Here is a 25,075-nt window from a genome sequence, read left to right as displayed (position 1 = left end):
CCTATCGCTGGCTTGCCAGCGATGGCCTGCAAAGCAGGCCCTAAACGGGTCAGTGCGCTTCCCCAGCCTTCAACCCCTGCGGCAATTTGCGCGTCATCACCACCGCCAGCATGCTGATCGCCAAGCCGATGCCGACAAAGTGAAAGGCATCGTTATAGGCCATGATCATCGCCTGCTGGTGGGTGATTTCACTCAGCTTGCCCAGCGCCGCCGCATCGCTGCCCAGTCGCTCTGCCAGTTGCGCCAGACGCTCCGCGACTTGCGGGTTGCTCGGCACGATCGACTCGCGCAGGTAATCGAAATACACCTTGGTACGTGCATCCAGCAAGGTCGCCAGCAAGGCGATGCCGATGGCGCCACCCAGGTTGCGCAAGATGTTGAACAGGCTCGAGGCCGAGCCGGCGTCCTGTGGCTGGATGTACGCGGTGGCAATCAGCGAGATGGTCACCATGATCATCGGTTGGCCGAGGGCGCGGATGATCTGGATATGGTTGAACTGCTCGCCGGCAAAGTCCGGGTTGAGCACCCCGGAGCCGAAACTGGCCAGGCCGAACAGGCCGAAACCCAGGGTGCAGAGGATCTTCGGTGAAATCACCTTCATCAGCTGCGGCACCAGCGGAATCAGGAACAGCTGCGGAATGCCCATCCACATGATCACTTCACCGATCTGCAGGGCGTTGTAGTTCTGGATCTGCGCCAGGTACAGCGGCAGCAGGTAGATCGAACCGTACAAACCCACGCCCATGCCCAGGCTGGCAATGCTCGACAGGCCGAAGTTGCGGTTGCCAAGGATGCGCAGGTTGATCAGCGGGTTGGGTTTGGAAAACTGCAGGATCACGAAGGTGATCAGGCTGAGCAGGGCGATGCTGCCCAGGGTGACGATCAGGCTCGACTCCAGCCAGTCCTTGCGGTGGCCTTCCTCAAGAAACACCTGCAGGCAGCCAAGGCCGACGCCGAGCGTGACGATACCGGCATAGTCAGTGCTTTTCAGCAGTTCCCAATGGGCTTCTTTCTTCTCCAGGCCGTACAGCAAGCCGCCGATCATGATCAGCCCCGGCGGGATGTTGATGTAGAAGATGTACTCCCAGCCCCAGTTCTCGGTCAGCCAGCCACCCAGGGTCGGGCCGATCGAGGGGGCGAAGGTGGCGGTCATGGCGAACATGGCCATGCCCTTGGCCCGGTGGTGTTCGGGCAGCTTGATCAGGGTCAGGGTGAAGGCCAGGGGGATCAGTGCGCCGCCGGTAAAGCCCTGCATGGCGCGGAAGACGATCATGCTCTCCAGGTTCCAGGCCATGGAGCACAGCAGCGATGAGGCCAGAAAGCCCAGCGACACCCACACCGCCAGGCGCCGCGCCGACAGCAGCTGCACCAGCCAGGCGGTGAGCGGGATCATGATGATCTCGGCCACCAGGTAGGAGGTGGAAATCCACGAGCCTTCCTCCAGGGTTGCCGACAGCGCGCCCTGGATGTCCTTGAGCGAGGAATTGGTGATCTGGATGTCCAGCACCGCCATGAAGGCGCCGAGCATCACGCTCATTACCGCGATCCAGTCGCGCCGGCTGGGTTCGCCGGCGGGACGGATCAACTGGTCACCGGCCATGGTCGGCGTTGTCGCGGATATCAACGGTGGCGGTTACCGACATGCCCGGGCGGATCTTGCCGTGCAGCGGGTTGTTGGCGGCGAAGGTCAGTTTTACCGGAATGCGCTGCACCACCTTGGTGAAGTTGCCGGTGGCGTTGTCGGGCGGCAGCAGGCTGAACTGCGCGCCGGAGGCGGCGAACAGGCTGTCGACCCGCGCTTCGATCGGGGTGTCCGGGTAGCTGTCGAACAGCAGTTCAGCCTTTTGCCCGGGCTGCATGTGGCCGATCTGGGTTTCTTTGAAGTTGGCCTGAATCCAGATGTCTTCATCGGGGACGATCGACAGCAGGTAGGCGCCGGCCTGGACCACCTGGCCATTGCGCGCGGCGCGCTGGCCGATGATGCCGCTGATCGGCGCGTGGATTTCGCTGCGGGTCAGGTTCAGCTCGGCCTGGGCCAGGTCGGCGCGGGCGTTGACGATCTGCGCATCGAGGCGCTTGATCTCGGCGGCCAGGGCGTTGACCTGCTGGCGCTGGCCTTGCAGGTCGGCCTGGGCCTTGCTCACCTGGGAGCGGGCGACGTGGTTTTCGGCTGACAGTGTGGTGACCCGTTCTTCCGAGACAAAGCCCGGTTTGCGCAGGGCCTCGGCGCGGTTCAGGTCCAGTTGCGCACGGCCGAGGGTGGCCTGGTTGGCGGCAACCTGCGCTTTTCCTGCGGCAATCAGGCTGGCTTGCTGGGTGAGCCGGCTTTCGGCCTGCAGGCGTTCGGCTTCGCGGGTATCGAGGGCGGCGCGGGCGCGTTCAACGGCCAGGCGAAAATCTTCGGGCTCAAGGCGCACCAGCAGGTCGCCCTTGGCCACGTGCTGGTTGTCCTGTACCAGCACTTGATCGATGCGCGCGCTCAGCTGGCTGGAAACCCGGGTTATTTCGCCCTGCACGTAGGCGTTGTCGGTGCTTTCATAGAAGCGTCCCTTGAAGTACCAGTGGGCCAGGAAGGCGAGGGCAATCAGCAGGACAAGGGCAAGAAAAATCAGCAGGCGACGCTTGAGTTGGGCAGGCATGGGTACGATCGTTGTAAAAATGTAAGCAAATTTAACAGCGTTTGCAGCCGTGCTTACAAGTGCCGATCGCGCCCATTGCTGGAGCCCGGTGCCCGCTCCCTGTTAACATCCAGCCTTTGTTTCATCTCTAGTTCGAGACTGTCCATGACCACCGTTCGCACGCGTATCGCGCCTTCGCCTACTGGCGATCCCCACGTCGGCACCGCTTACATCGCCCTGTTCAACTACTGCTTTGCCAAGCAGCACGGCGGCGAGTTCATCCTGCGTATCGAAGATACCGACCAGCTGCGCTCGACCCGCGAGTCGGAACAGCAAATCTTCGACGCCCTGCGCTGGCTCGGCATCGAGTGGAGCGAAGGTCCGGATGTCGGCGGCCCGCATGGCCCTTACCGGCAGAGCGAGCGGGGCGATATCTACAAGCAGTACGCCCAGCAACTGGTCGACCTTGGCCACGCCTTCCCGTGCTTCTGCACCGCCGAAGAGCTCGACCAGATGCGTGCCGAGCAGATGGCCCGCGGCGAAACCCCGCGCTACGACGGTCGCGCCTTGCTGCTGTCGGCTGAAGAAGTGCAGCGCCGCCTGGCCGCTGGCGAGCCGCACGTGATCCGCATGAAGGTGCCGAGCGAAGGCGTCTGCGTGGTCCCGGACATGCTCCGTGGCGACGTCGAAATCCCGTGGGACCGCATGGACATGCAGGTGCTGATGAAGACCGACGGCCTGCCGACCTACTTCCTGGCCAACGTCGTCGATGACCACCTGATGGGCATCACCCACGTGCTGCGCGGTGAAGAATGGCTGCCGTCGGCGCCCAAGCTGATCAAGCTGTACGAGTACTTCGGCTGGGAACAACCGACCCTGTGCTACATGCCGCTGCTGCGTAACCCGGACAAGAGCAAGCTGTCCAAGCGCAAGAACCCGACCTCGGTGACCTTCTACGAGCGCATGGGCTTCATGCCCGAAGCCATGCTCAACTACCTGGGCCGCATGGGCTGGTCGATGCCGGACGAGCGCGAGAAATTCTCCCTGGCCGAGATGGTCGAGCACTTCGACCTGTCGCGGGTGTCCCTCGGCGGGCCGATCTTCGACATCGAGAAGCTGTCGTGGCTCAATGGCCAGTGGCTGCGCGAACTGCCGGTAGAGGAATTCGCTGCGCGCCTGCAGAAATGGGCGTTCAACAGCGACTACATGATGCAGATCGCGCCGCACGTGCAGGGCAGGGTAGAGACCTTCAGCCAGGTCGTGCCGCTGGGCGGCTTCTTCTTTGAAGGTGCGCTCAAGCTCGACGCCAAGCTGTTCGAAAGCAAAAAGCTCTCGGCCGACCAGGTACGCCAGGTGATCCAGCTGATCCTGTGGAAGCTCGAAAGCCTGCGCCAGTGGGAAAAAGAGCGGATCACCGCTTGCATCCAGGCGGTGGTCGAAGCCCTGGAGCTGAAGCTGCGTGATGCCATGCCGCTGATGTTTGCCGCCATCACCGGCCAGGCCAGCTCGGTTTCGGTGCTCGATGCCATGGAAATCCTCGGCCCGGACCTGACCCGCTACCGCCTGCGCCAGGCTCTGGACCTGCTCGGTGGTGTGTCGAAGAAAGAAAACAAAGAGTGGGAAAAGCTCCTGGGCACCATCGCCTGATTGCCTGACCTTGGTAAAACTTCGCGGGGCAAGCCCGCTCCTACCTGTTCAGTAGGCGCGGGCTTGCCCCGCGAAGAAGCCCGCAAACCCCTGTAAAACCGGGGTGTTTCATCCGCTCGGGCGGTAAGTGTTTGTTATCTCGGAAATTTTTTTTGAATTTTGTTGAAAATATATTTGACAGGTTCGCCATCCGATCTTAATATGCGCCCCGTCCACAGCGATGAACGAAAACGAAACGCGAAGCACCCAGCCAAGCGATTCAAGTTCAAAGCGACATTGTGGGGCTATAGCTCAGCTGGGAGAGCGCCTGCATGGCATGCAGGAGGTCAGCGGTTCGATCCCGCTTAGCTCCACCAAATTCCGATTCGCAGTCAGCTAGACTGACTGCGGAATCAACCGGGTTCCAGCGACCGGGTTGGTAAGGTAAGAAGGTTCGTCCCCTTCGTCTAGTGGCCTAGGACACCGCCCTTTCACGGCGGTAACAGGGGTTCGAGTCCCCTAGGGGACGCCAGTTTTACACAAGCGACATCGAAAGAAGTCGCTGGGCCGCGAGGCTAGAAATCTGGGGCTATAGCTCAGCTGGGAGAGCGCCTGCATGGCATGCAGGAGGTCAGCGGTTCGATCCCGCTTAGCTCCACCAATTTTGCCAGGATTCGTGAAAACGGATCTGCACGAAGGTTACAAGTCCCCTTCGTCTAGTGGCCTAGGACACCGCCCTTTCACGGCGGTAACAGGGGTTCGAGTCCCCTAGGGGACGCCATTTTACCCACTTTGTGGGATTTCAAGGCTCATTCGATTATTGAATGAGCCTTTTGTTTTTGTCTTGAAAAAACTTCTCCTCACGCCTTTCTTGCCTGACGCGACCAGCGGCAGCAATTTCTGCTTGCGAAAAAATATGATAAGAATAATATTCTAATCATAATATTTTGGAGGCGAGCATGAACGACAAAAAGGCCAAGACCCGCGAACGGATTCTCGATGCTGCCTGCAGTGCGCTGATCCAGCATGGCCCCGCCGAGCCGAGCGTCAACCAGGTGATGGGCGCCGCCGGCCTGACCGTCGGTGGCTTCTACGCCCATTTCGACAGCAAGGACGCGTTGATGCTCGAAGCCTTTCGCCAGTTGCTGGGCGAGCGTCGGGCGCTGCTCGCCGAAGTCGACCCGAACATGAGCGGCGAGGAGCGCCGGGCTCTGGTTGCCGCCTTCTACCTGTCGCGCAAGCACCGCGACGCCACCGAGCGTGCCTGCCCGCTGCCCACCTCGCTGGGCGAAATGGCGCGCCTTCCGGAAGCCTTCCGCGAAGTGCTGGCCGAACACATTGAACTGATGATGGCCAACCTCGCCGACAGCCCGGAAGAGGCCGACAAGGTGCTCGCCGACATGGCCCTGATGATTGGTGGCCTGGCCCTGGCCCGGGCCCTGGGCACTGACGAGCTGTCTGACCGCATCCTGCGCGCCGCCAAGTCGGCGGTTGTCTGAACTACGCGATATCCACCGGAGTGAAGCGATGAATACCTTGAGCTGGATTCGTAGCGTTAACGGCACCCTCGGGCATCTGGCGCCGGAACATATCGCGCGCAAGATGCGCCGTGCCTTCATGACCCCGCGCAACCGGCCGCCGCGAGACTGGGAGTTGCCGCTGCTGGCCCGCGCCGAGCGCATCACCTTGCGTTTCGGCCTCTCGGCACTGCGCTGGGGCCAGGGCCCGACCGTGCTGCTGATGCACGGCTGGGAAGGGCGCCCGACCCAGTTCGCCCACCTGATCGACAGCCTGGTCGACGCCGGTTACACCGCCGTGGCCCTGGAAGGCCCGGCCCATGGCCGCTCGCCGGGCAACGAAGCTAACGTGGTGCTGTTCGCCCGTGCCTTGCTGGAAGCCGCCGCCGAACTGCCGCCGCTCAAGGCCGTGGTTGGCCATTCCATGGGCGGCGCCAGCATGCTCCTGGCGTTGCAGTGGGGGCTGCGCGCCGAAGTGGCGGTGAGCATCGCCGCGCCGGCGCAGTTGCTTGGCGTGATCCGCGGTTTCGCTCGTCACCTGGGCATGCCGGCGCGGGCGCGGGCGGCGTTCATTCGCCAGATTGAGCGCGATGTCGGCGTGCAGATTTCCCGCCTGGATGTCAGCGGCTACCAACTGGAGCTGCCCGGCTTGATCGTGCATGCCGAGGACGACCAGTTGGTACCGGTAGACGAGTCCGACGCCATCCACCGCGCCTGGTTCGACAGCCGCCTGCTGCGCCTGCCCGACGGTGGTCACCTGCGGGTGCTGGCTGACCCACAAGTGCGCGAAGGGGTGCTGGCGCTGCTGCAGCGCAGCAGTTCACCGGCCCGGCAATCGGCCTGAGCATCCGGTACACTCTGCCCGTTAACCACGGATCTGGAGCGGGCATGAGTTGGGACCTGGCAACACCGTTCATCATCGACCTGCGGGTCGCTGCCGACGACATCGACGGCCTCGGCCACGCCAACAACGCGGTCTACGTCACCTGGCTCGAGCGCTGCGCCTGGCGCCACTCCCAGCGCCTGGGGCTGGACCTGGCCGAATACCGGCGCCTGGACCGGGCCATGGCGGTGGTCCGCCACGAAATCGACTACCTGGCCGCTGCCTACGAAGACGACGAGCTGCAACTGGCAACCTGGATCGTCGACTGGGACCAGCGGCTGAAAATGACCCGGCGCTTCCAGCTGGTCCGCCCCAGCGACGGCACCACTTTGCTGCGTGCGCAAACCACCTTCGTCTGCATCGAGTTATCCACAGGGCGACCCAAGCGCATGCCGGCCGAGTTTATCGACGGCTATGGCCCGGCGCTGATGGCCGGAGCGCTGTAAGCCGCGGATTTTGCTAGACTGCCGGCCTTTTCCAGCCGAGATGCAACCCATGCAAATTGCCCTGGCCCCGATGGAGGGGCTGGTCGACGACATCCTTCGCGACGTACTGACCCAGGTGGGCGGCATCGACTGGTGTGTCACCGAGTTCATTCGGGTCTGCGACCGCCTGCTGCCGGCGGCGACCTTCGAAAAGCTCGCGCCGGAGCTGAGCCAGGGTGCCCGCACTGCTGCCGGGGTGCCGTTGCGGGTGCAATTGCTCGGTTCCGACCCGGTGTGCCTGGCCGAAAACGCGGTGCTGGCCTGTGAACTGGGCGCGCCGGTGATCGACCTCAACTTTGGCTGTCCGGCCAAGACCGTCAACAAGTCGCGGGGCGGGGCGGTGCTGCTCAAGGAGCCGGAACTGCTGCACGCGATCTTGTGTGAAGTGCGTCGCGCGGTGCCTGCGCATATCCCGGTCACGGCCAAGATGCGCCTGGGTTTCGACAGCCCCGACGGCGCCCTGGACTGCGCCCGGGCCCTGGCCGAAGGCGGCGCCGAGCAGTTGGTGGTGCACGCGCGGACCAAAGTTGACGGCTACAAGCCGCCGGCCCATTGGGAGTGGGTGGCGCGGGTGCAAGAGGTGGTCAAGGTGCCGGTGTATGCCAACGGCGAGGTCTGGACCCTGGAAGACTGGCGGCGCTGCCGCGAAGTCAGTGGCGTTGAAGACATCATGCTGGGGCGTGGCCTGGTTTCGCGCCCGGACCTGGCCCGGCAGATTGCCGCCGAACGTGATGGCGTCGAGTTCGTGCCCATGGACTGGCAGAGCTTGCTGCCGCTGATCCAGGACTTCTGGGGCCAGGCCCGCGCGCAGATGACCCCGCGCCAGGCGCCGGGACGTCTCAAGCAATGGGTGGCGATGCTGACCCGCACCTACCCCGAAGCGGTGGCGCTGTTCACCGAATTGCGCCGGGAAACTGACTGCGATCGGGTCGGGCAGTTGATCGGTGTACCGGTCAGCGAGGCGGCCTGAAAAAATTTTTGCAGGGTTGCTTGAAAAGCAGGCGAGGGTCCTTATCTAGGGAGTACGCGATGCCGAAGTCGGGTCGCGCTACTACACAACCTCGCTGATTTTCAGGAGATGCATCATGACTACTGCTTTTTCTCTGGCTCCACTGTTCCGTCATTCCGTGGGTTTCGACCGTTTCAATGACCTGTTCGAATCTGCGGCGCGTAACGAGGCGGGTAGCAGCTACCCTCCCTACAACGTTGAAAAACATGGCGATGACCATTATCGAATCGTCGTTGCTGCGGCCGGTTTCCAGGAGCAGGATCTGGACCTGCAGGTGGAAAAAGGCGTCTTGACCGTGACTGGCGGCAAGCGTGACAGCAACGCTGAAAGCGTTACCTATCTGCATCAGGGCATCGCCCAACGGGCGTTCAAGTTGTCGTTCCGGCTGGCTGACCATATCGAGGTCAAGGCGGCTGGTCTGGCTAACGGGCTGCTGAGCATTGATCTGCTGAGGATTGTGCCGGAAGAGGCCAAGGCCAAGCGGATTCCTATCAATGGTGAGAGCAAGCCTGCTCTGAATTGATTGTTTGATGTGAATGAGGGCACCTTCGGGTGCCCTTTTTGTCTTTGGTGATTATCCATTGGCGAGGGTGCTGCCGAGGCACCTTTCCGCCCTTACGGCGGCTTACTTTTTTCAGTCGAAAAAAAGTAAGCAAAAATTCTCGCCCCACCAGTGGGCCCTGCGCTGCGCTTCGGGTTCCCTCGCTCCGGTGTCGCTACGGGGCATTGCGAACTACGAGTTGCAAGCAACTCTACGTTTCGCAACTTCGGCTACGCCGAAGGTGCTGCGCACTTGCCCCTTCGCAACACCTGCACTCGGCCCTTCTGGTTGACGGGGCCAGGTGGATCAAGATCAAAAGCAGATCAAGAGCACGATTTGAGTTGCTTTTGTGGGAGCGGGCTTGACCCGCGATGCGATGTGGCAGGCAGGACGCGATTGCAGGGCAAGTCGAGTCGTCGACCCGCGTACCCTACGATTTGATAACCAACCCTGCTCGAGTGCCAGCGGCAATTACTGTATCCGCAGCAACTGAAATCCATTCTTCGCCATTTACGGCAGGTGACTGCGCAAGCCAATGATCAGCCAGTTGGTACCCAAGGCTGTACCCCAGCCAACGCGGGAAATCGCTGTTAGTGCCAAAGAACCATGCAGCGTGATCATAATCACGCCTTGCCAGCTGGCTGTTGTCTGGAGGCGCTGCAAGGAGGTCCGGCAAGCCAATGGCGCGCTCCCAGGGCTCTGGCTCGCTGCCAAGCAGGTAGCTTACAAAACGCCCCGCCAGGCCTTCGCTTACCAGCGCTTCACCTAAGGTGTGACCATATCCCGGTCCGGCCATGCGCAGGCAGTGATGCGCTTCGTGGATGATCTGGCGCAGCAAAGTGCCGTTGTTCAGGCTGGCAGCAAAATTGCGATTCTGCGGGTCGACCGTCAGAGAAAACAGGTTGTGGCGAAAGGCATATCCCACAAGACCGACTTCGGGAATGACCTGGCCCGGCAGAGCTTGAACCAGAATGTCCAGAGCGGGGGCGGGTAATAGACGCTCGATGGCGTTTTTGGCCTCGACAGCTTGTTCGGTTATCGCTGATTGCCAGTTGCTCAGGTCACCACTTGCCTGGAGCCAATGCAGCGTCCAGTTGGCTGAGCCTGCTGGATTCATTTCTCCCCCTCGGATGTACCGGTCAATCAATGGTCCGCCGGCGCTTCAAGCAACATCGCCCGAAACTCCCCCAGCGGCAACGGCCGGCTATGCAGGTAGCCCTGGTACAAGTGGCAGCCCAGCCGCTCAAGAAACTCCAGTTGCTCCGACAGCTCGACCCCTTCGGCAATCACCGCCAGGTCCAGGCTGCGGGCCATGGCGACGATGGCGCGGACGATTTCGGCGTCGTTAGGGTCGATCGGGGCGTCGCGGACGAAGGACTGGTCGATCTTCAGGGCATCCACCGGCAGGCGCTTGAGGTAGGTCAGCGAGGAGTAGCCGGTGCCGAAATCATCCATGGCAAAACTCACGCCAAAGGCCTTGAGCTCGCGCATTTTGCTGATGGTGTCTTCGAGGTTCTGGATGACGATGCCTTCGGTGATTTCCAGCTTGAGGATCTTGTGCGGCAGGCGGTAGTCGTCAAGGCTGCGCATTACCCGTTCGACGAAGTCGTTCTGGCGGAACTGGCGCGGGCTGATGTTCACGCACAGGCTGAAGTCGTCGGGGTCGATCAGGCCGTCGCGCAGCATACCGGCGCAGGCGTCGCAGGCTTCGTCGAGGATCCAGCTGCCAACTTCGAGGATCAGCCCGCTTTCTTCCAGTACCTGAATGAACTGCGCCGGCGGCTGCTGGCCCAGTTGCGGGTGGTGCCAGCGCAACAGCACTTCGGCGCCGACGATGCGGTTGTCGCGGGCGTCGACCTGGGGCTGGAAGTGCAGGGCCAGTTCGCCGCGGGCCAGGGCCAGGCGCAGGTCGTTTTCCATGCGCAGGCGTTCGCTGGCAGCCTTTTGCATGGTGGTGTGGAACATTTGCGTGGTGTTGCGCCCGGAGTCCTTGGCCCGGTACAGGGCGATGTCCGCACGCTTGAGCAGGTCGGCCGGGGTCGAGCCGTGGTCGGGGATCAGCGCCACGCCGATGCTCGGCGTCACCTGCAGGCGCTGGCCGTCCAGCGACATTGGCTCGGCCAGCAGTTCGCGCAGGGTGTCGGCCAGTTCGCGGACTTTTTCCGTGACTTCCTCGCGGCTGCCTTCAAGGCCGCTGAGCAGCACCACGAACTCGTCACCGCCCAGGCGCGCGACGGTGTCTTCCAGGCGCACGCTGGCTTCCAGGCGCGCGGTGATGATCTTCAGCACCGTGTCGCCGACCGGATGGCCGAGCGAATCGTTGATGTGCTTGAAGTGGTCGAGGTCGAGAAACAGCAGGGCGCCACGCAGGTTGTGGCGCTTGAGCAGGGCGATCTGCTGGCTCAGGCGGTCCATCAACAGGGCGCGGTTGGGCAGGTTGGTCAGCGGGTCGTGGTAGGCCAGGTGGCGGATCTGCGCCTGGGCATTCTTCAACTGGCTGACGTCGCGGGCGGTGAGCAGCAGGCACTCGGTTTCGTTGAGGTTGATCGGCTCGATCGAAACCTCGACGGTGAGGATGTCGCCACGCTTGTTGCGCCCGAGCATTTCCCGGTGATGCACGCGGCCTTTGTCGTGGAATTCGTTGAGCAGCGCGGCGCGCTGTTTGTCGTCAGCCCAGATGCCGATGTCGTGCACAGTCTGGCCGATCACTTCAGCGGCGCTGTAGCCAGTCAGGCGGCAGAAACCGTCGTTGACCTCCAGGTAGCGGCCGCTGTCGCGTTCGGTGATGGTGATGGCGTCGGGGCTTGAATGGAAGGCCTTGGCGAATTTCTCTTCGCTGGCCTTGAGCGCCGCTTCGGCGCGCTGCTGCTGGGTGATGTCGCGCAGGGTGGTGACGCTGCAGGGCTGGTTGTCGACCTTGATCAGGCGGCTGGAAATCACGCAGGTCAGCGGCTGCCCGTCCTTGTGGTTGACCACCACGGCGACGTTGTTCAAGGCCTGGTCGCGGATCACCCGTTCGATGCGCCGGGCGCGTTCGGCCGACTCGGCCCACAGGCCGATCTGTTCGGCGGTGTTGCCCAGTACCTGTTCGGCGTTCCAGCCAAACACCTGGGTAAAGGCCGGGTTGATCTCGATGAACTGGCCGCTGTCCTGGCGGGTCACGCAGATCGGGTCGGGGCTGGCCTGGAACAGGCTGGCGAACTTTTCTTCGGAACTGGTCAGGCGCTGCTCGCGCTCCACTTGTTCGGTGATGTCCAGCAAGGTGCCGGCCATGCGCAGCGGGTTGCCCTGTTCATCGCGGTACAGGCGCGCGCGGCTTTCAATGAAGCGCGAGCTGCCGTCTTCCATCTGGATGCGGTAGGTGATCTGGTAATTGCCGGCCGGACCTTCGCGCAGGCTGCGGTAGGCCTGGCGCATGCTGCTGCGTTCCATTTCCGGCACGCCTTCGAAAAACGACTCGAAGGATTCGTGAAACGGCACCGGCTCAAGGCCGTGCAGTTCGGCGGCGCGGGCCGAGCCATAGAGCATGCCGCTGGGGATGTGCCAGTCCCAGGTGCCCAGTTGTGCCGAGTCCAGGGCCAGGTCCAGGCGCTCCTGGCTGTCCTTGAGCGCTTGTTCGGCGCGTTTGCGCTCGCTGGTGTCGACGAAGGTGCTGAGCAGGTAGGCGGTGCCTTCCAGGTCGATGTTCTGAGTACAGAGCAGGCCGTCGTGGACTTCGCCGCTGCTGCCGCGAAACTGCACCTCGAGGGTCACCGGGCCGCTGGTGCCGCTGGTCGCCGCCAGCACCTGCAGGCGCTGCTGTGGATGCACCCACAGGCCAAGTTCGAGGGTGCTTTTGTTGATGATCTGGTGGCCCGGCCAGCCGAGGATGTTTTCAAAGTGCTGGTTGACCTCGTAGATCATGCCGTCAGCGCGGCGGGTCAGGAGGATGACATTGGGGCTCAGGTGGAAGAGCGTGGCAAAGCGCTTTTCCGAGTTGATCAGCGCCGCTTCCCGTTCACGCTGGCGGGTAATTTCGCGAATCACCCCGACCATCTGTCGCCGGCCGTTGCGGTCCTTGGTCATGCTGCCGTTGATTTCCAGCCAGTGCAGGCTGCCGTCGGGCCAGCGGATGCGATGGCGCAGGGCTTGCTCGACCGGCTCGCCGTTGACCACCGCATGAAAGGCCTGCAGGGCGCGGGCGCGGTCTTCCATGGGCACCAGTTCCAGGTAGTCCAGGTCATTGGGCAGCGGCTGGTGCGGGTCAAAGCCGAACAGCGCCTGGGTGCCGCGCGACCAGCTGATCTGCCCGGTCTCGACATCCCAGAACCAGGCACCCAGGCGCGCACCGTTAAGCGCCGCCAACAGTTGCGGGGCGTTTTCCCAGGTTTGCTCCGATTCCTGGGGGTCCGCTGCATGAATTCGGGGCATGCGCGGAAAACGGTTTGCTGATTTGGGCATCGATACCAGACCTTTGGCAGATAACGCGTCCTTGAGCGGGCAGGTGTGCCCGGGTACTACCTCAGTGGTTCAAGGGGCTTGCATGGCTGTCGAGCAATGCCATAAAGGCCCTGGCGGCATTCGATAACGTTCGTTCGGTGTGCAGAATGTAGCCTAGCTGGCGCGACAGCTGTATGCCCGGCAAGGCGATGGGCGCAACCTGCTCGTCGAGCATAGTACGCGGCAGCACGCTCCATGCCAGGCCGATGGAGACCATCATCTTGATGGTTTCCAGGTAGTTGGTGCTCATGGCGATGTTCGGCGTCAGGCCCTGGGCTTCGAACAGGCGCTGGACGATATGATGTGTGAAAGTGTTACCACCGGGGAACACCGCCGGATGGTGGGCAATGTCGGCCAGGCTGACCGCGCCTTTGCGTGCCAGCGGGTGCTCTGGGGCGGCGACGAAGTCCAGCGGATCGTCCCATACCGGCACGGCACGCACCAGGTGGTGCGGCTCCGGGGCCAGGGTGATGACGGCGATCTCTGCGCGGCCATGGAGGATTTCTTCGTAGGCAACTTCCGAATCGAGAAACTGGATATCCAGCGCCACCGCCGGGTACTGGCGGGTAAAGGCTCGCAGCAGCGGCGGCAGGCGGTGCAGGCCGATGTGATGGCTGGTGGCCAGGGTCAGGCGCCCGCTGACCTCCCCGGTGAGGTTGGTCAGGGCCCGGCGGGTGTCGTCCAGCACATTGAGGATCTGGTAGGCGCGCGGCAGCAGGGCACGCCCGGCCTCGGTCAGGTTGACCTCGCGGCCGAGGCGGTCGAACAGGCGCACATCCAGTTGCTGCTCAAGGCCGGCGATGCGTTTGCTGATTGCCGGCTGGGTCAGGTGCAGGCGCTCGCCGGCCCCGGAGAAGCTGCCGGTCTCGGCAATCGCGATAAAGGCATTGAGGTTGGCCAGGTCCACTACTCAGATTCCTTTTGGTTATCCAAAGCATAAAAATTATGAATTTGAGTTATTCAATCTACCGGCATAGCATCGTCCGTACAAGCCAAGGGGTTATTGGCATAGAAAGACGCTGATGAGGAACAGTCTGATGGCCGGCAAAACGCTTTACGACAAGCTCTGGGATTCGCATTTGGTCAAGCAGCGCGACGATGGTTCGGCGCTGATCTACATCGACCGTCACATCATCCACGAAGTGACGTCGCCGCAAGCCTTCGAAGGCCTGCGCCTGGCCAATCGCAAACCCTGGCGCATCGATGCCAACATCGCCACGCCTGATCACAACGTGCCGACCACCCCGGAGCGCAAGGGCGGTATCGATGCCATTGTCGACCAGGTCTCGCGTTTGCAGGTTCAGACCCTCGATGAAAACTGCGACGAGTATGGCATCGTCGAATTCAAGATGAATGACGTGCGTCAGGGCATCGTCCACGTCATCGGCCCGGAGCAGGGTGCGACCTTGCCGGGCATGACCGTGGTCTGCGGCGACTCGCACACCTCGACCCACGGTGCCTTCGGCGCCCTGGCCCATGGTATCGGTACGTCCGAGGTCGAGCACGTACTCGCCACCCAGTGCCTGGTGGCCAAAAAGATGAAGAACATGCTGGTGCGCGTCGAAGGCACATTGCCGTTCGGCGTCACCGCCAAGGACATCGTCCTCGCCGTGATCGGCAAGATTGGCACCGCCGGCGGCAACGGCCATGCCATGGAATTCGCCGGCAGTGCGATTCGCGAGTTGTCGGTCGAAGGGCGCATGACCATCTGCAACATGTCCATCGAAGCCGGCGCCCGGGTAGGTCTGGTGGCCACCGATGAAAAAACCGTCGAGTACGTCAAGGGCCGCCCCTATGCACCCAAGGGCGAGCAGTGGGCGCAAGCGGTCGAAGCCTGGAAAGACCTGGTCTCCGACGCCGATGCGGTGTTTGACACGGTGATCGAGCTGGACGCTGCGCAGATCAAGCCGCAGGTCAGCTGGGGCACCTCGCCGGAGATGGTCCTGGCCGTCGACCAGCGCGTACCGGACCCGGCTGCCGAGGCCGATCTGGTCAAGCGTGGCTCGATCGAGCGGGCGTTGAAGTACATGGGCTTGAATGCCAACCAGGCGATCACCGACATCCAGCTCGACCGGGTGTTTATCGGCTCTTGCACCAACTCGCGCATCGAAGACCTGCGCGCCGCCGCCGAGATCGCCAAGGGCCGCAAGGTGGCCGCGACCATCAAGCAGGCGATCGTGGTGCCGGGCTCGGGCCTGGTCAAGGCCCAGGCCGAGAAAGAAGGCCTGGACAAGATTTTCCTCGAAGCGGGCTTTGAGTGGCGTGAACCGGGTTGCTCGATGTGCCTGGCGATGAACCCCGACCGCCTGGAGAGTGGCGAGCATTGCGCCTCGACCTCCAACCGCAACTTTGAAGGGCGTCAGGGCGCCGGTGGCCGTACCCACCTGGTGAGCCCGGCCATGGCCGCCGCCGCCGCCGTTACCGGCCGTTTTGTCGATGTACGCGAGTTGATCCAAGGGAGCGCAGCATGAAAGCCTTTACCCAGCACACCGGCCTTGTCGCGCCATTGGACCGTGCCAACGTCGACACCGACCAGATCATTCCCAAGCAGTTCCTGAAGTCGATCAAGCGCACCGGCTTTGGCCCCAACCTGTTCGATGAATGGCGTTACCTGGATGTCGGCCAGCCGTACCAGGACAACAGCAAGCGCCCGCAGAACCCGGATTTCGTGCTCAACCACGCGCGTTATCAAGGTGCCAGCGTGTTGCTCGCCCGCGAGAACTTCGGTTGTGGCTCAAGCCGTGAACATGCGCCGTGGGCGCTGGAAGAGTACGGCTTTCGCAGCATCATCGCGCCGAGCTATGCCGACATCTTCTTCAACAACAGCTTCAAGAACGGCTTGCTGCCGATCATCCTCAGCGATGAGGAAGTCGACGAGCTGTTCAAGCAGGTTGAAGCCGATCCGGGTTACCAGTTGAGCATCGACTTGCAGGCTCAGACCGTGACCCGCCCGGACGGCAAGGTGCTGACCTTCGAGATCGATGCATTTCGCAAGCACTGCCTGCTCAACGGCCTGGATGACATCGGCCTGACCTTGCAGGATGGCGATGCGATTGCCGCCTTTGAAGCCAAGCACCGGGCCAGCCAGCCCTGGTTGTTTCGTGACGTCTGACTAATACGGTGAACCGGCTGACGCCATCGCCGGCAAGGCCGGCTCCCACAGATGCTGTGAGCACCACAGCCTGTGTGGGAGCTGGCGTTGCCAGCGATGAGGTCAAGGAGATCGCAATGACCAGCACCACCCATAAGGACGTCGTCCAGCGCCAGTTCGGCGAACAGGCCAGTGCCTACCTGAGCAGCGCCGTGCATGCCCAGGGCAGCGAGTTCGCCCTGCTACAGGCCGAGCTTGCCGGCCAGGGCCGGGCACGCCTGCTGGACCTTGGCTGTGGCGCCGGCCATGTGAGTTTCCACGTTGCCCCGCTGGTGCGTGAAGTAGTGGCCTACGACCTGTCGCAGCAGATGCTGGATGTGGTCGCCGCCGCTGCCAGCGAACGTGGCTTCGAGAACATCGTCACCGAACGCGGCGCCGCCGAGCGCCTGCCGTTCGCTGACGCATCGTTCGATTTCGTCTTCAGCCGCTATTCGGCGCACCACTGGAGCGACCTGGGCCTGGCGCTGCGGGAAGTGAAACGGGTGCTCAAGCCCGGCGGCGTGGCAGCCTTCATCGACGTCATGTCGCCGGGCAGCCCGTTGCTCGACACTTACCTGCAGAGCGTCGAGGTGCTGCGCGACACCAGCCATGTACGCGATTATTCGGCCAGCGAATGGCTGCAGCAGGTCAGCGAAGCCGGCCTGTTCACCCGCAGCCACAGCCGCCAGCGCCTGCGCCTGGAGTACAGCTCGTGGGTCGAGCGCATGCGCACCCCTGAAGTGATGCGTGGCGCCATCCGCCAATTGCAGCAGGCGATGGGCGAAGAAGTACGGCAGTATTACCAGATTGAAGCCGACGGCTCGTTCAGCACCGATGTCGTGGTGCTCTGGGCCGAACGCTAGGTTTTTTCCGGCAGGCCAACAGGGCGTGCCGCTTGAATTGAATAGAGGAAAGCATGAGCAAGCAGATTCTGATTCTTCCAGGTGATGGCATCGGTCCGGAAATCATGGCCGAGGCGGTCAAGGTGCTGGAACTGGCCAACGACAAGTTCCAGCTCGGTTTCAGCCTGGAGCACGACGTCATCGGCGGCGCCGCCATCGACAAGCACGGCGTGCCGCTGGCCGACCAGACCCTGGAGCGCGCACGCAAGGCCGATGCCGTGCTGCTCGGCGCCGTTGGCGGGCCGAAGTGGGACAAGATCGAGCGCGACATTCGCCCTGAACGCGGCCTGCTGAAAATCCGCTCGCAACTGGGCCTGTTCGCCAACCTGCGTCCGGCGATTCTCTACCCGCAACTGGCCGACGCTTCGTCGCTCAAGCCAGAAATCGTCGCCGGCCTGGACATCCTCATCGTTCGCGAGCTGACCGGCGGCATCTATTTCGGCGCACCCCGCGGCACCCGCGAGCTGGAAGGCGGCGAGCGCCAGTCCTACGACACCCTGCCATACAGCGAGAGCGAAATCCGCCGTATCGCCCGGGTCGGTTTCGACATGGCCCGCGTGCGCGGTAAAAAACTCTGCTCGGTCGACAAGGCTAACGTCCTGGCCTCCAGCCAGCTGTGGCGCGAGATCGTCGAGGAAGTCGCCAAGGACTACCCGGACGTCGAACTCAGCCACATGTACGTCGACAACGCCGCCATGCAACTGGTGCGTGCGCCCAAGCAGTTCGACGTGATGGTCACCGACAACATGTTCGGCGACATCCTGTCGGATGAGGCTTCCATGCTCACCGGCTCCATTGGCATGCTGCCATCAGCGTCGCTGGATGCCGACAACAAGGGCATGTACGAGCCTTGCCACGGCTCGGCACCGGACATCGCCGGCCAGGGCATCGCCAACCCGCTGGCGACCATCTTGTCGGTGTCGATGATGCTGCGTTACAGCTTCAACCAGCAGGCGGCAGCCGAGGCCATTGAAAAGGCCGTCAGCCTGGTATTGGATCAGGGGCTGCGTACCGGCGACATCTGGTCGGACGGTTGCAGCAAGGTAGGTACGCAGGAAATGGGCGACGCAGTAGTCGCAGCGCTGCGGAATCTGTAATCTCTCGGGCCCGCTGCTGTTTTTCCTAGTGAAGCAGCGGCCCACTTTTTAGCAAAGGTGTAGTTGCGATGAAACGTGTAGGTCTGATCGGTTGGCGCGGTATGGTCGGTTCCGTGCTCATGCAGCGGATGCTGGAAGAGCAGGATTTTGATCTTATCGAGCCGGTGTTCTTCACCACCTCCAACGTCGGTGGCCAGGGTCCGGCAGTGGGCAAGGATATTGCTCCGCTCAAGGACGCTTACAGCATTGAAGAGCTCAAGACCCTCGATGTGATCCTGACCTGTCAGGGCGGCGACTACACCAACGAAGTCTTCCCCAAGCTGCGCGAAGCCGGCTGGCAGGGCTACTGGATCGACGCCGCCTCAAGCCTGCGCATGCAGGATGATGCGGTCATCGTTCTCGACCCGGTCAACCGCAAGGTCATCGACCAGCAGCTCGACGCCGGTACCAAGAACTACATCGGCGGCAACTGCACTGTCAGCCTGATGCTGATGGGCCTGGGCGGCCTGTTCGAAGCCGGCCTGGTCGAGTGGATGAGCGCCATGACCTACCAGGCAGCCTCCGGCGCCGGTGCGCAGAACATGCGCGAGCTGATTCGCCAGATGGGCGCGACCCACGCCGCGGTCGCCGATGACCTGGCCAACCCGGCCAGCGCCATCCTCGACATCGACCGCAAGGTTGCCGAGGCCATGCGCAGCGACGCCTACCCGACCGAGAACTTCGGCGTGCCGCTGGCCGGCAGCCTGATCCCGTGGATCGACAAAGAGCTGCCTAACGGCCAGAGCCGTGAAGAGTGGAAGGCCCAGGCCGAGACCAACAAGATCCTCGGCCGCTTCAAGAGCCCGATCCCGGTCGACGGCATCTGCGTGCGCATCGGCGCCATGCGTTGCCACAGCCAGGCACTGACCATCAAGCTGAACAAGGACGTGCCGATTGCCGACATCGAAGGCATGATCAGCCAGCACAACCCTTGGGTGAAGCTGGTGCCGAACCAGCGTGAAATCAGCATGCAGGAGCTCAGCCCGACCAACGTCACCGGTACCCTGAACATCCCGGTGGGGCGCCTGCGCAAGCTGAACATGGGTTCTCAGTACCTGGGCGCCTTCACCGTTGGTGACCAGCTGCTGTGGGGCGCGGCCGAGCCGCTGCGGCGCATGCTGCGCATCCTCCTGGAGCGTTGATCGCCAGGCGGTGTTGAACCCAAGCCCGTGCTGGAAACAGCACGGGCTTTTTTGTGGGTGGTCCACGCTGGGGGAGCGGGGTTGACCCGCGATTCAGGTGTTCCGCGCATGAGAATCCAAGTAAAGTGCCGCTCCCGCCGTTTCAGCAGAGGATTTTTCCATGAGCCAGCCTATTGATATCGCCGTTATCGGTGCCACCGGTACTGTCGGTGAAACCCTCGTGCAGATCCTCGACGAGTGCGATTTCCCGGTCGGCACCCTGCACCTGCTGGCCAGCAACGAATCGGCGGGCAGCGGGGTGATGTTTCGCAGCAAGAGCCTGCGCGTGCGCGAGGTCGACAGCTTCGACTTCAGCAAGGTCAAGCTGGCCCTCTTCGCCGCCGGCCCGGCAGTGACCCGCAGCTTCGCGCCACGGGCCCAGGCGGCCGGTTGCGCAGTCATCGACCTGTCCGGCGGCTTGCCGGCCGAGCAGGCGCCAGCGGTGGTGCCGGAAGCCAACCCGGCAGTGCTCGACAGCCTCAAGGCGCCGCAGCAACTGAGCAGCCCAAGCGCCGCAGCGATTGCCCTGGCGGTAACCCTGGCGCCCCTTAAGGGCTTGCTGGAACTTGAGCGCATTAATGTCACCGCGTGCCTGGCGGTCTCGGCCCAGGGGCGCGAGGCGGTCAACGAGCTGGCCCGGCAGACCGCCGAGCTGCTCAACGCCCGCCCGCTGGAGCCGCGCTTCTTCGACCGGCAGATGGCCTTCAACCTGTTGGCCCAGGTCGGTGCCAGCGATGCTGACGGCCATGGCGCCCTTGAACGCCGCCTGGTCAGTGAGTTGCGCGAAGTGCTCGGCTTGCCTTCACTGAAGATTTCGGTGACCTGCGTTCAAGTCCCGGTGTTTTTCGGCGATAGCTACAGTGTGTCCGTGCAAAGCCGCACGCCGGTCGACCTGGCGGCGGTCAACGCCGCACTGGAAGCCGCTGACAGCATCGAACTGGTGGAGGAGGGTGATTATCCGACGCCGGTGGGTGACGCAGTGGGCCAGGACGTGGTCTATGTTGGACGGGTACGGGGTGGAATCGACGAGGTTGAGCAGCTCAACCTCTGGCTGACCACCGACAATGTGCGCAAAGGTGCGGCCCTGAACGCGGTCCAGCTGGCGCAATTGTTGATAAAAGGCCTTGTGTAAAAGATACTTGCCGACAATTTGCTCCACTTGTTCTCGCTTGCCGGGGAAGGTTCATTCAAAGGAAGAGGTCATGCTTCGAATTCGCAAACTGGTCTTAGCAATAGCCGCGGCGTCGGCGCTGTCGTCCGGTATGGCGCATGCCCTCGGGTTGGGCGAGCTGACCTTGAAGTCAGCGCAGAACCAGCCCCTGGATGCCGAGATCGAACTGCTCGATGTCCGCGACCTGACCGCGGCCGAAGTAGCGCCGAGCCTGGCGCCGGCCGAAGAGTTCGCCAAGGCCGGTGTCGAGCGCCAGGCGTTTCTCAATGACCTGACCTTCACCACGGTGATCAACCCCAACGGCAAGAGCGTGTTGCGGGTGACCTCGAGCCAGCCGCTGCCGGCGCCGATGGTCAAGTTCCTGGTCCAGGTCATGTGGCCGAGCGGTCGCCTGCTGCGCGACTACAGCGTGCTGGTCGACCCGGCCAAGTTCAACGCTCCGGCCGGGCAACCGGCGCCGGCCGGCGTTGCGCCTGCGGTAACCGCGGCCAACTACACCACCGTGCGTCGCGACACCCTGTGGGAAATCGCCTCGAAAGCCCGTCAGGGCGGGTCGGTGCAGCAGACCATGCTGGCCATTCAGGCGCTGAACCCGGATGCCTTCATCAACGGCAACATCAACCTGCTGAAAACCGGCCAGGTCTTGCGCCTGCCCGATCAACAGCAGATCACCAGTATTCCCCAGGCCCAGGCCGTTACCGAAGTGGCCGAGCAGTACGCTGCCTGGCGCGAAGGCCGGCGCCTGGGCCCGCGCGCACGCCAGCTGGACGCCACCCGGCGCAGCGGCACCGAGGCGGCGCCGGCACGCATCGCCAACCAGGACAACCTCAAGCTGGTTGCCCCCGGCAGCAAGGGCGCTGCGGACGGCAAAGGTCTCAACGACAAGCTGGCTGTGGCCCAGGAAAGCCTGGACACCAGCCGTCGTGACAACGAAGAACTGAAAAGTCGCATGGCCGACCTGCAGAGCCAGCTGGACAAACTGCAGCGCCTGATCGCGCTGAAGAACGACCAACTGGCCAAGCTTGAAGCCCAGGGCGCCGCTGGCGCGCCGGCGCCTGAAGCTGCCGCGGCCCAGCCGCCGGCCATTGCCGCCGAGTTGCAGCCGGCTCCTGCCGAACCGGTGGTCACCCCGGCACCGGCTGCGGTCGATACCGCACCGGTTGATCCGGCGCAGCCTGCTGCCGACCAGGCACCGGCCGACTCGAACAAGATGCTCGACGATCTGCTCGGCAACCCGTTGTTGCTGGCGCTGATCGCCGGTTCCGCGTTGTTGGTGCTGTTGCTTCTGCTGCTGTTGCTGGCACGCAAGCGCAAGGCCGACCAGGAAGCGGAAAAACACCTGCGCATGGCCCGCGCCCTGGCCGAAGAGGGCGAGCGCGCCCCAGACCTGGACCTGCCGCCAAGCAGCTTTGAAGGCCTGGATATCGCGCCGCCGAGCGTGACCCTGGCACCGGCAGTGGTCGCGGCATCTGCCGCCGCCGCCACAGCCGCCGCCTTGCCTGCCGAAGAGCCGGCGCCTGTGGTGGCGGAGCCAGCGCCGAGCAAGCCGGTGCAAGGCCCGATTGCCGCGCCATTGGTTGCTCCGGCGGCCAGCCCGGCAGCCCCGACCGGCGACGCTGTGCTCGACGAAGCAGAGTTGAGCATTGCCCGTGGTCGCCTCAATCACGCCGCCGAACTGCTCGAGCCTGCGGTTACCGCAGCCCCTGAGCGCAGCGACCTGCGCCTGAAGCTGATGGAAGTCTATGCCCGCCAGGGCGATCGCGATGCCTTTGTCGGCCACGAGCGGCAGTTGATTGCCACCGGCCAGAACCATGCCGATGTCGAAGCCCTGAAAAACCGCTTCCCGGCCATGCTCGCCGTCGCGGCGGCGGGCGTCAGCGCGGCGGCGCTGGCGGCCGAACTGGATGCCCAGTATGTCCAGGAGCTGCTGCAGGACGAGGCGCCAGCCGAACCGCTGGCAGAAGCCGAACCAGCCGTCGAGCCAGCCGTTGAGCCAGAAGCAGGGGCCGAGCCTGAACCTGAACCTGAACCTGTGGTTGAAGAATCGCTGGCCGAGCCTGAGCCTGTTCCTGAAGACGACCTGGACAGTGCCTTCGACCTGAGCCTGGATGACGACCTGCAAGGCCTGGAGCTGGACGCGCCGCCACTGCTCGACGAGCCCTCGCTGGCTGTTGAAGCGCCACAAGCCGAAGCAGTCGCGAGCGAAGCCAGCCCGGCGCAACCGGACTTCGACGCCTTGCTCGCAGAGCATCTTGCCGAGCCTGAGCAGGCCCTGGACGACCTCGCCGATTTCGACCTCGACGTCGCTGGCGACGAGCCGGCGCTGGCGCCGAGCAGCGAGACCGTCGATATCGCCGCAGAGCTGGCGGCGTTCGATGAAACCATGCCCGAGTTCGATCCGCTGAGCGAGCTGGACCTGCCGGAAGACTTCGACCTGTCGCTGTCGCTGGAGGACTCGCAGGCGGATAAAAACTTTGCCTCGGAGCTCGATGACGTCAACGCCGAACTCGACAAGCTGTCGCAAAGCCTGGAGCAGCCGTCGATCGAGCCGCACCTCGGCGACGACCTCGACGATGATTTCGACTACCTCGGCGGCGCCGACGAAGTGGCCACCAAGCTCGACCTGGCCCGGGCCTATATCGACATGGGCGACCATGACGGCGCCCGCGACATTCTCGACGAAGTGCGCAAGGACGGCAGCGATGCCCAGCGCCAGGAAGCCGACGAGCTGCTCTCGCGCCTGGTCTGAGTTCACCCTGTGTAAAACCAACGGCAGCCCAAGTGGCTGCCGTTGTCGTTATAATTGCCGCCATCTGCTAAACCGACAGGCTGTATCCCCTTGGAAATCATTGATAACGCGGCTGCCGAAGTGGCCGCCGAAGGCTTCTTTCGTATCGCCCTGGGCGTTGAGTACAAAGGTTCGCGCTACCGCGGCTGGCAGCGCCAGGCCAATGGCGTGGCAAGCGTGCAGCAAACCCTCGAAGAAGCCTTGTCGCGGGTGGCCGATTCGCCGGTCACCCTGCACTGTGCCGGGCGCACCGATGCCGGCGTGCATGCCTGCGGCCAAGTGGTGCATTTCGACACCCAGGCGGTGCGCAGCATGAAGGGCTGGACCATGGGCGCCAACATCAACCTGCCGCACGACATCAGCGTGTCCTGGGCCAAGCAGATGCCGGCGCACTTCCATGCGCGCTTCAAGGCCATTGCCCGGCGTTACCGCTACGTGATCTACAACGACCAGATCCGCCCGGCGCACCTGGGCGAAGAGGTGACCTGGAACCACCGGCCGCTGGACGCCGAGCGCATGGCCCTGGCCGCCGAGTACCTGGTCGGCACCCACGATTTCAGTGCCTTTCGCGCCGGCCAGTGCCAGGCCAAGTCGCCGGTCAAGAACCTCCATCACCTGCGTGTTAGCCGCCACGGCCAGATGATCGTCCTCGACATCCGCGCCAGCGCCTTCCTGCACCACATGGTGCGCAACATTGCCGGCGTGCTGATGACCATCGGCGCTGGCGAGCGCCCGCCGGAGTGGGCCCTGGAAGTGCTGCAAAGCCGCGAGCGGCGCGCCGGCGGGGTGACCGCGCATCCATATGGGCTGTACCTGGTGCAGGTCGAGTACCACGACGAGTTCGAACTGCCCGAGCGTTACATCGGCCCACACTTCATTACCGGCTACGAGGCATTGACGGGCTGACGGCCCGCAAGCCATTTGCTAACATCCGGGACTTTCCGCTTTCTGCTGAGGTTCACAGGTCATGAGCGCCGTTCGCAGCAAAATCTGCGGCATTACCCGCATCGAGGATGCGCTGGCCGCAGCCGAGGCGGGCGCCGATGCCATCGGCCTGGTGTTCTATGCCAAGAGCCCGCGGGCGGTCGATGTGCAGCAGGCGCGGGCGATCATCGCCGTCTTGCCGCCGTTTGTCACCACCGTCGGCCTGTTCGTCAACGCCAGCCGTTGCGAGCTGACAGACATCCTCGAAGCGGTGCCGCTCGACCTGCTGCAGTTCCATGGCGATGAAACCCCGGCCGATTGCGCAGGTCACAACCGTCCATGGATCAAGGCCTTGCGGGTGCGCCCGGGCGACGACCTGGAGGCCAGCTGCAAGCGCTACAGCGGTGCCAGCGGCATTCTTCTCGATACCTACGTGGCCGGCGTGCCCGGCGGTACCGGCGAGGCGTTCGACTGGTCGCTGGTGCCTGCGCAACTGAGCAAGCCAATCATCCTCGCCGGCGGCCTGTCGCCGGATAACGTCGCCCAGGCCATTGCGCAGGTGCGGCCTTATGCGGTGGATGTCAGCGGCGGCGTGGAGCAGGCCAAGGGCATCAAGGACCCGGCGCGGATCGAGGCGTTTATCCGCGCGGTCAAGCAGGCGTGAAAGCGCTGCGTGCTGCGGATG

General features: G+C 63.3%; 20 protein-coding genes and 4 tRNA genes. 19 read left to right on the top strand and 5 right to left on the bottom strand.

Features of this window, described 5'->3' with window-relative positions:
- Nucleotides 1-49: 49 nt before the first annotated feature.
- Entirely contained in the window at nucleotides 50-1,600 is a 1,551-nt protein-coding gene (locus tag LOY34_RS19315) for an MDR family MFS transporter (protein ID WP_045195135.1), read from the bottom strand.
- Nucleotides 1,590-2,639 (bottom strand): HlyD family secretion protein, encoded by a 1,050-nt coding sequence (locus LOY34_RS19310; protein WP_045195134.1) that lies wholly within the window; start codon nucleotides 2,637-2,639, stop codon nucleotides 1,590-1,592. Before LOY34_RS19310 ends, LOY34_RS19315 begins: the two co-directional genes overlap by 11 nt.
- A gap of 144 nt (nucleotides 2,640-2,783) precedes the next feature.
- On the opposite strand from LOY34_RS19310, the gene gltX reads away from it, so the two are divergent.
- The 10 genes from gltX (at nucleotide 2,784) to LOY34_RS19260 (ending at nucleotide 8,661) form a co-directional block, all read left to right on the top strand.
- On the top strand, nucleotides 2,784-4,265 hold the full coding sequence (gltX, locus tag LOY34_RS19305) for a glutamate--tRNA ligase (RefSeq protein ID WP_045195132.1): 1,482 nt from the start codon (nucleotides 2,784-2,786) through the stop codon (nucleotides 4,263-4,265).
- Between the two features lie 280 nt (nucleotides 4,266-4,545).
- Nucleotides 4,546-4,621 (top strand) — tRNA-Ala (locus LOY34_RS19300).
- 79 nt (nucleotides 4,622-4,700) lie between these two features.
- Nucleotides 4,701-4,776 (top strand) — tRNA-Glu (locus tag LOY34_RS19295).
- A gap of 53 nt (nucleotides 4,777-4,829) precedes the next feature.
- Nucleotides 4,830-4,905: transfer RNA gene (locus tag LOY34_RS19290), tRNA-Ala, on the top strand.
- Nucleotides 4,906-4,949: 44 nt separating this feature from the next.
- Nucleotides 4,950-5,025 (top strand) — tRNA-Glu (locus tag LOY34_RS19285).
- 178 nt (nucleotides 5,026-5,203) lie between these two features.
- Nucleotides 5,204-5,743, top strand: coding sequence for a TetR/AcrR family transcriptional regulator (locus LOY34_RS19280; RefSeq protein WP_045195130.1), 540 nt, complete (start codon nucleotides 5,204-5,206; stop codon nucleotides 5,741-5,743).
- 28 nt (nucleotides 5,744-5,771) lie between these two features.
- On the top strand, nucleotides 5,772-6,605 hold the full coding sequence (locus LOY34_RS19275) for an alpha/beta fold hydrolase (protein WP_123567284.1): 834 nt from the start codon (nucleotides 5,772-5,774) through the stop codon (nucleotides 6,603-6,605).
- Nucleotides 6,606-6,649: 44 nt separating this feature from the next.
- Nucleotides 6,650-7,090 (top strand): thioesterase family protein, encoded by a 441-nt coding sequence (locus LOY34_RS19270; protein WP_045195126.1) that lies wholly within the window; start codon nucleotides 6,650-6,652, stop codon nucleotides 7,088-7,090.
- A 49-nt stretch (nucleotides 7,091-7,139) separates the two neighbouring features.
- Complete coding sequence (locus tag LOY34_RS19265) at nucleotides 7,140-8,099, top strand: tRNA-dihydrouridine synthase (RefSeq protein ID WP_123567285.1); 960 nt, start codon at nucleotides 7,140-7,142, stop codon at nucleotides 8,097-8,099.
- 115 nt (nucleotides 8,100-8,214) lie between these two features.
- Entirely contained in the window at nucleotides 8,215-8,661 is a 447-nt protein-coding gene (locus tag LOY34_RS19260) for an Hsp20 family protein (protein WP_100782040.1), read from the top strand.
- 448 nt (nucleotides 8,662-9,109) lie between these two features.
- Here LOY34_RS19260 and LOY34_RS19255 read toward each other — a convergent pair whose 3' ends face one another.
- The 3 genes from LOY34_RS19255 to LOY34_RS19245 form a co-directional block, all read right to left on the bottom strand.
- A complete protein-coding gene (locus LOY34_RS19255) occupies nucleotides 9,110-9,796 on the bottom strand; it encodes a DUF2268 domain-containing putative Zn-dependent protease (protein WP_195884738.1) in 687 nt (228 codons plus the stop codon).
- A gap of 26 nt (nucleotides 9,797-9,822) precedes the next feature.
- On the bottom strand, nucleotides 9,823-13,119 hold the full coding sequence (locus LOY34_RS19250; RefSeq protein WP_195884737.1) for a PAS domain S-box protein: 3,297 nt from the start codon (nucleotides 13,117-13,119) through the stop codon (nucleotides 9,823-9,825).
- A 61-nt stretch (nucleotides 13,120-13,180) separates the two neighbouring features.
- Nucleotides 13,181-14,065 carry a LysR family transcriptional regulator gene (locus LOY34_RS19245; RefSeq protein ID WP_093380610.1) on the bottom strand — a complete coding sequence of 295 codons (885 nt, stop codon included), beginning with the start codon at nucleotides 14,063-14,065 and terminating at the stop codon, nucleotides 13,181-13,183.
- 130 nt (nucleotides 14,066-14,195) lie between these two features.
- On the opposite strand from LOY34_RS19245, the gene leuC reads away from it, so the two are divergent.
- The 9 genes from leuC to LOY34_RS19200 all read left to right on the top strand — a co-directional run bounded on the left by leuC (nucleotide 14,196) and on the right by LOY34_RS19200 (nucleotide 25,054).
- The gene (leuC, locus tag LOY34_RS19240; RefSeq protein WP_045195116.1) at nucleotides 14,196-15,629 is read left to right on the top strand and encodes a 3-isopropylmalate dehydratase large subunit; all 1,434 of its coding nucleotides are present in this window, start codon (nucleotides 14,196-14,198) and stop codon (nucleotides 15,627-15,629) included.
- Nucleotides 15,626-16,270, top strand: coding sequence for a 3-isopropylmalate dehydratase small subunit (gene leuD, locus LOY34_RS19235; RefSeq protein ID WP_195884736.1), 645 nt, complete (start codon nucleotides 15,626-15,628; stop codon nucleotides 16,268-16,270). Before leuC ends, leuD begins: the two co-directional genes overlap by 4 nt.
- Nucleotides 16,271-16,386: 116 nt before the next feature.
- Entirely contained in the window at nucleotides 16,387-17,151 is a 765-nt protein-coding gene (locus LOY34_RS19230; protein ID WP_123567286.1) for a class I SAM-dependent methyltransferase, read from the top strand.
- A 53-nt stretch (nucleotides 17,152-17,204) separates the two neighbouring features.
- Nucleotides 17,205-18,287, top strand: a complete 1,083-nt coding sequence (leuB, locus tag LOY34_RS19225) for a 3-isopropylmalate dehydrogenase (RefSeq protein WP_045195110.1) — start codon at nucleotides 17,205-17,207, stop codon at nucleotides 18,285-18,287.
- A 68-nt stretch (nucleotides 18,288-18,355) separates the two neighbouring features.
- The gene (gene asd, locus LOY34_RS19220) at nucleotides 18,356-19,468 is read left to right on the top strand and encodes an aspartate-semialdehyde dehydrogenase (protein ID WP_045195108.1); all 1,113 of its coding nucleotides are present in this window, start codon (nucleotides 18,356-18,358) and stop codon (nucleotides 19,466-19,468) included.
- Between the two features lie 160 nt (nucleotides 19,469-19,628).
- Nucleotides 19,629-20,639 (top strand): aspartate-semialdehyde dehydrogenase, encoded by a 1,011-nt coding sequence (locus tag LOY34_RS19215; protein ID WP_195884735.1) that lies wholly within the window; start codon nucleotides 19,629-19,631, stop codon nucleotides 20,637-20,639.
- Nucleotides 20,640-20,709: 70 nt separating this feature from the next.
- Entirely contained in the window at nucleotides 20,710-23,427 is a 2,718-nt protein-coding gene (locus LOY34_RS19210) for a FimV/HubP family polar landmark protein (protein ID WP_258663896.1), read from the top strand.
- 120 nt (nucleotides 23,428-23,547) lie between these two features.
- Nucleotides 23,548-24,372 (top strand): tRNA pseudouridine(38-40) synthase TruA, encoded by an 825-nt coding sequence (gene truA / locus LOY34_RS19205; RefSeq protein WP_230090973.1) that lies wholly within the window; start codon nucleotides 23,548-23,550, stop codon nucleotides 24,370-24,372.
- A gap of 61 nt (nucleotides 24,373-24,433) precedes the next feature.
- Nucleotides 24,434-25,054 (top strand): phosphoribosylanthranilate isomerase, encoded by a 621-nt coding sequence (locus LOY34_RS19200; protein ID WP_195884732.1) that lies wholly within the window; start codon nucleotides 24,434-24,436, stop codon nucleotides 25,052-25,054.
- Nucleotides 25,055-25,075: the final 21 nt, after the last annotated feature.

Origin of the sequence: Pseudomonas sp. B21-009, from assembly GCF_024749345.1 — a bacterium.
Classification (GTDB): Bacteria; Pseudomonadota; Gammaproteobacteria; order Pseudomonadales; family Pseudomonadaceae; genus Aquipseudomonas.
Note: the sequence above shows the minus strand (reverse complement) of the source record. Positions and strands in the feature narration are given on the sequence as shown.

Bases quoted from the DNA above. Each gene is read 5' to 3' on its own strand.
- LOY34_RS19315 (WP_045195135.1), bottom strand. From the start codon at position 1,600: ATGGCCGGTGACCAGTTGATCCGTCCCGCCGGCGAACCCAGCCGGCGC.
- LOY34_RS19310 (WP_045195134.1), bottom strand. From the start codon at position 2,639: ATGCCTGCCCAACTCAAGCGTCGCCTGCTGATTTTTCTTGCCCTTGTC.
- gltX (WP_045195132.1), top strand. From the start codon at position 2,784: ATGACCACCGTTCGCACGCGTATCGCGCCTTCGCCTACTGGCGATCCC.
- LOY34_RS19280 (WP_045195130.1), top strand. From the start codon at position 5,204: ATGAACGACAAAAAGGCCAAGACCCGCGAACGGATTCTCGATGCTGCC.
- LOY34_RS19275 (WP_123567284.1), top strand. From the start codon at position 5,772: ATGAATACCTTGAGCTGGATTCGTAGCGTTAACGGCACCCTCGGGCAT.
- LOY34_RS19270 (WP_045195126.1), top strand. From the start codon at position 6,650: ATGAGTTGGGACCTGGCAACACCGTTCATCATCGACCTGCGGGTCGCT.
- LOY34_RS19265 (WP_123567285.1), top strand. From the start codon at position 7,140: ATGCAAATTGCCCTGGCCCCGATGGAGGGGCTGGTCGACGACATCCTT.
- LOY34_RS19260 (WP_100782040.1), top strand. From the start codon at position 8,215: ATGACTACTGCTTTTTCTCTGGCTCCACTGTTCCGTCATTCCGTGGGT.
- LOY34_RS19255 (WP_195884738.1), bottom strand. From the start codon at position 9,796: ATGAATCCAGCAGGCTCAGCCAACTGGACGCTGCATTGGCTCCAGGCA.
- LOY34_RS19250 (WP_195884737.1), bottom strand. From the start codon at position 13,119: ATGCCCAAATCAGCAAACCGTTTTCCGCGCATGCCCCGAATTCATGCA.
- leuC (WP_045195116.1), top strand. From the start codon at position 14,196: ATGGCCGGCAAAACGCTTTACGACAAGCTCTGGGATTCGCATTTGGTC.
- leuD (WP_195884736.1), top strand. From the start codon at position 15,626: ATGAAAGCCTTTACCCAGCACACCGGCCTTGTCGCGCCATTGGACCGT.
- LOY34_RS19230 (WP_123567286.1), top strand. From the start codon at position 16,387: ATGACCAGCACCACCCATAAGGACGTCGTCCAGCGCCAGTTCGGCGAA.
- leuB (WP_045195110.1), top strand. From the start codon at position 17,205: ATGAGCAAGCAGATTCTGATTCTTCCAGGTGATGGCATCGGTCCGGAA.
- asd (WP_045195108.1), top strand. From the start codon at position 18,356: ATGAAACGTGTAGGTCTGATCGGTTGGCGCGGTATGGTCGGTTCCGTG.
- LOY34_RS19215 (WP_195884735.1), top strand. From the start codon at position 19,629: ATGAGCCAGCCTATTGATATCGCCGTTATCGGTGCCACCGGTACTGTC.
- LOY34_RS19210 (WP_258663896.1), top strand. From the start codon at position 20,710: ATGCTTCGAATTCGCAAACTGGTCTTAGCAATAGCCGCGGCGTCGGCG.
- LOY34_RS19200 (WP_195884732.1), top strand. From the start codon at position 24,434: ATGAGCGCCGTTCGCAGCAAAATCTGCGGCATTACCCGCATCGAGGAT.